The sequence below is a fragment of the Microbacterium sp. ISL-103 genome, from assembly GCF_018613995.1.
GTDB lineage: Bacteria > Actinomycetota > Actinomycetes > Actinomycetales > Microbacteriaceae > Microbacterium.
This window is the reverse complement of record NZ_JAGGPD010000590.1, coordinates 1-4,938: the sequence shown is the minus strand read 5'-3', so window position 1 is coordinate 4,938 and position 4,938 is coordinate 1. Positions and strand designations below refer to the sequence as shown.

3 protein-coding genes and 1 pseudogene are annotated in these 4,938 nt (G+C 68.2%); 1 reads left to right on the top strand and 3 read right to left on the bottom strand.

Going from position 1 to position 4,938, the window contains the following annotated elements:
* Nucleotides 1–821, bottom strand: an 821-nt coding sequence (locus J7E68_RS18260) for an alkaline phosphatase family protein (RefSeq protein ID WP_251049136.1), incomplete at its 3' end; no start/stop codon positions are given.
* Nucleotides 822–881: 60 nt separating this feature from the next.
* On the opposite strand from J7E68_RS18260, the gene J7E68_RS18255 reads away from it, so the two are divergent.
* Nucleotides 882–3,338 (top strand): DNA topoisomerase (ATP-hydrolyzing) subunit A, encoded by a 2,457-nt coding sequence (locus J7E68_RS18255; RefSeq protein WP_215174965.1) that lies wholly within the window; start codon nt 882–884, stop codon nt 3,336–3,338.
* Nucleotides 3,339–3,392: 54 nt separating this feature from the next.
* Here J7E68_RS18255 and J7E68_RS18250 read toward each other — a convergent pair whose 3' ends face one another.
* The gene (locus J7E68_RS18250; protein ID WP_215174964.1) at nt 3,393–4,328 is read right to left on the bottom strand and encodes a 3-oxoacyl-ACP synthase III family protein; all 936 of its coding nucleotides are present in this window, start codon (nt 4,326–4,328) and stop codon (nt 3,393–3,395) included.
* Nucleotides 4,322–4,938 (bottom strand): annotated as a pseudogene (locus tag J7E68_RS18245) (hypothetical protein); the annotation flags it as partial. The pseudogene J7E68_RS18245 and the gene J7E68_RS18250, both read right to left, overlap by 7 nt.

Here is a 4,938-nt window from a genome sequence, read left to right as displayed (position 1 = left end):
ACATGGAGCATCCGCGGTTCTCCGCCGATCAGGCGCACACCGCCGAGATGCTCGGCCTCCAGCACGATCTGGCGGTGCGCCGGCACGTCGACCATGCCATGATCCGACGTCACGAGCACGCCGACTCCCGGCGGCACTCGCACCGACAGTGCGGCATCGATCTCTTCCAGCGCGGCCACCCACTGGGCCGAGTCCACACCGTATCGGTGGCCTGCTTTGTCGACCTCGGGAAGATAGCAGTACACGAGCGATCCCGGATGCCGCTCCGCGAGGTCGTATGCGACCTCGACCCTCTCCGCCGGGGTCTGCGCAGCGATGAACTCCGCCCCGCGCAGCGTCGCGCGAGTGAATCCGCTCGCCGCGTAGGCGGCGACGCCCACGGCGTAGCTCGGCCTGCCCTCAGCGCCGGCACGCTCGAACACCGTGGGTGCGGACTGCCAGGTCGCAGGATCCAGCCCCTCCGACTCCCATCCTGTGAGCTGATTCACGAGGATGCCGCGTGCGGGGTCGAGCACGCGGTAGCCGACGAGGCCGTGCTCACCCGGCCAGACACCGGTGAGGAGACTGGTGAGGGCTGCGGCCGTCGTGGAGGGGAAGACCGAGTGCGCGATGTCCTTCTTCGCCATGCCTGCGGTGAGCGCTCGTGCGTGGCCGGCGTGAGCGCGCAGACTGATCGCGCCGAGTCCGTCGATCAGGACCAGCACCACCGACTCCGCGCGCGGCAGGGTCGTCGATTCACCGCGGAGCGCGGCGAACAGGTCGTCCGCCACCCCGGCGATGCTCCGGGCTGCGGAGGACTCGGGCGGTAGCATGAGGGACATCCGAGCCAGTCTGACACAGGCTCCCGTACGCCCTCAGCCTCGCACCCATTCAGGACGCCCATGCCCAAGACCCCGCCTCCCGAGCTCGCCCCGGAGCGAATCCAGGACATCGATCTCGAAAGCGAGATGCCGGGCTCCTTCCTCGAGTANNCCTTCCTCGAGTACGCCTACTCGGTGATCTACTCGCGGGCCCTCCCCGATGCCCGCGACGGTCTGAAGCCCGTGCAGCGCAGGATCCTGTACCAGATGGCCGAGATGGGCCTGCGTCCCGAGCGCGGCCACGTCAAGAGCGCGCGCGTCGTCGGCGAGGTCATGGGAAAGCTGCACCCGCACGGCGACTCGGCGATCTACGACGCCCTCGTGCGCCTCTCTCAGGACTTCGCGTTGCGCGTGCCCCTGGTCGACGGGCACGGGAACTTCGGATCGCTCGACGACGGCCCCGCCGCGGCTCGCTACACCGAGGCGAGACTGGCGCCGCCGGCGATGGCACTCACCGAGAACCTCGATGAAGACGTCGTCGACTTCGTGCCCAACTACGACGGACAGTTCCAGCAGCCCTCGGTACTTCCCGCGGCCTTCCCGAACCTCCTCGTCAACGGGGCCAGCGGCATCGCGGTCGGCATGGCCACCAACATGGCGCCGCACAACCTGATCGAGGTCGTCGCGGCCGCCACGCATCTGCTCGAGAACCCGGATGCCACCACCGAAGACCTCATGGAGTTCGTGCCCGGACCGGACTTCCCGTCGGGCGGAATCCTCATGGGACTCGATGGTGTCAAGGACGCCTACGCGAACGGCCGCGGTGCTCTGAAGGTCCGCGGCAAAGTCTCGGTCGAGCCCCTCGGGCCCCGACGCACCGGCATCATCGTGTCGGAGCTGCCGTACATGGTGGGTCCCGAACGACTGATCGAGAAGATCCGCGATGCCGTGCAGTCGAAGAAGCTGCAGGGCATCAGCGACGTGACTGATCTCACCGACCGCAACCACGGGCTGCGGGTCGCGATCGGCATCAAGACCGGTTTCGACCCCCAGGCCGTGCTCGAGCAGCTCTATCGACTCACTCCTCTCGAAGACTCCTTCAGCATCAACAACGTCGCTCTGGTCGATGGTCAGCCGCGCACGCTCGGCCTCAAGGAGATGCTCCGTGTCTACGTGGCTCATCGCCTCGAGGTCATCACCCGCCGCAGCCGGTTCCGCCTCGCGCGGCGAGAAGAGCGACTGCACCTCGTCGAGGGGCTGCTCATCGCGATCCTCGACATCGACGAGGTTATCCAGGTCATCCGCTCGTCGGACGATTCCGAGCAGGCGCGCGCGCGGCTCCGCTCCGTCTTCGACCTCAGCGAGCTGCAGGCCGAGTACATCCTCGAGCTGCGCCTGCGACGCCTCACGAAGTTCTCGCGCATCGAGCTCGAAGCCGAACGCGACTCGCTGCTCGCCGAGATCGCTGCGCTGCGAGAGCTCCTCGGAAGCGACGTGCTGCTTCGCGCCACGGTCGCCCGCGAACTCGATGCGGCCGCGGACGCGTATGGGACTCCTCGACGCACCCTGCTCATGAACGCCGCACCCCCGAAGCCCCGGGCGACCAAGGGCACGGCAGATCTGCAGATCGCGGATGCTCCGACCGTGCTCGTGCTCTCGACGACCGGCCGCGCGGTGCGGGTCGACCTCGCCGAGGGCCAAGAGCTCACCCTGCCGGCGCGCCGGAGCAAGCACGACGCGATCCTGTCGACGGTGCAGACGACGGTGCGGGCAGAGATCGGCGCGCTCACGACCGAGGGACGCGTCCTGCGCTTCTCCCCCGTCGACCTGCCGTCCGTGCCGTCGTCGTCGGTCCAGCTCGCCGCAGGCGCTCCGCTTCGCGACTATCTCGGGATCACCACACGGGGCGAGCGGATCGTCGGATTCGTGCGCTTCGACAGTGACATGCCCATCGCACTGGGCACCGCACAGGGAACGGTCAAGCGCATCGTCCCCTCGACGCTGCCCGTGCGCCCCGACCTGGAGGTCATCGGCATGAAGCCGGGCGACACCGTGGTGGGCGCAGCCGAAGCCCCGGACGACTCCGACATCGTGTTCGTGACCACCGACGCGCAGTTGCTGCGCTTCTCGGCGTCCGCCGTCCGTCCTCAGGGCGCGCCCGCGGGTGGAATGGCCGGAATCAAGCGCGGCTCCGGCGCATCGGTGCTGTTCTTCGGTGCGGTCACGCCCGAGGCGGATGCCGTCGTCGCCACCGTTTCGGGGTCGGACAGCAGCCTGCCCGGCACCGAGCCGGGGCGCGCCAAGGTCACCCCCTTCAGCGAGTACCCGTCGAAGGGCCGCGCGACAGGCGGTGTACGTGCTCACTCGTTCCTGAAGGGAGAAGACCGCCTCACCGTCGCGTGGGTCGGCCCGAGTCCTGCACAGGCCGTGGATCCGACGGGTGCGGTGCGCAAGCTCCCGGAGACGGGCGCGCGTCGGGACGCATCGGGTCAGCCCATCGACGGAGTGATCGGGAGCATCGGCCGCACCCTCGTATGAGCCTGGTGCGACGAGCATCCTGATCCGAGGTCGCGCGACGCTCGGACGTTCTCGTCAGAGTCTCAGAGCGAGGATGTTCGCGGTGAGTCCCGCAGCGGTGCCGCACAGGATCACGGTGTCGCCGCTGCCGACGCGGCCGCTCTCGAGGGCCCGCGCGAGCATGAACGGCACCGACGCCGACACCATGTTGCCGAACGAGGTCACCTCGTCGACCCGTCGATCCACCGGGATCCCGAGCCGGTCGAGCATGGGTCCGAGTGCGGCGGAGGCCTGGTGCGGCACCCACAGGGCGACGTCGTCGTACCGGATTCCCGCAGACGTGTGGAACTGCTCGAAGAACTCGGGCAGCACGCGCATCATCCCCAAGAGCGCGCGACGCCCGTCCATGTCGAACAGATAGTCGGCCGGATCGCTCGTCTCGTAGGCCTGAGCCGGTAGCCGAGACAGCCCGCCCCGGATCTCCGTGTCGTGCGCGTACGCGGGCCAGGTGCGCTGAGCACTCGCGATCACGCCTCGATCCGGGTCTTGAGAGCGGCGAAGCACGACGGCTGCGCCGGCATCGCTGAAGAGCTCGAAGCTCTCGCGCTGCTCGGGATTCAGGAAGCGCGTCGCCACGTCGCCTGCGAACACGAGGATCGTCTCGTGGTCTCCGGCGTCGAGGTACCGGGAAGCGATGTCGAGCGCTGTGATGAAGCTCGTGCAGGTCGAGTTCACATCGAAGGCCGCCGCGTGGCCCGTGACCGTCAGCCTCTCGAGCACCAGAGCCGCGGTGCAGGGAATCGGCTGCACTCCCGCGGCCGACGCTCCGAGCACGAGGTCGAGGTCGTCTGCTTCGACTCCTGCGTGCGCGAGCGCGCGCTCGCACGCCTGCGTCACCATGTCGAGGTGCGACACGTCGTCTTCGATCCGGTACCGCACCTCGTCGCCGAAACGCACCGTCCGTGCGGGCAACGAGGTTCCCCACCCCGCGATCTCGCAGTTCCTCACCATGTCTGCTCCCCCCACCTCTGCACGACCCGACGCAGCTTCACGGATCCGTCATGGACGAACGCGATGAAGTCGATGTCGGGCCGTTCGCATCCGAGCCGGTCTGCCAAGGCGTTCACTTCGTCTTCGACGCGACGTCGAGATCGATCATCGACGGTGTCCAGCGCGATCTCTAGGTGCGACGCGCCGATCTGCGTCACGCGGTACTCGTCGAAGCCTTCGGCGTAGAGCAGAGCACGCGTGATCACATCGGCGAACACGGGGATGCTGCGGCCATCGAGCGTGCGGAACACGAGGGTGTCACCCTCCCGACCCTCGATGCGCTCGATCGCCGTGAGCGCACTGCCGCAGGCGCACGGTGTGCTGCGCTCGCTGAGGACGTCGCCGAGTCGATACCGGACGATGGGCTGCGCGCGCCTGCGGAGATCCGTGATGATCGGTGTGAATCGGCCTGCCCCCAGCCACTCGCGCTCGACGAGGATGTTGTCCTCGTTCAGGTGGATCACACCGCGGTCGCAGGTGTGCGCGCGGAACCCCTCGGTGCACTGGTAGAGCTGATGAAGACCAGGTTGCCCGAGCGACTCCGTGATGCGCTGCTCGTCGGCGAGCTCGA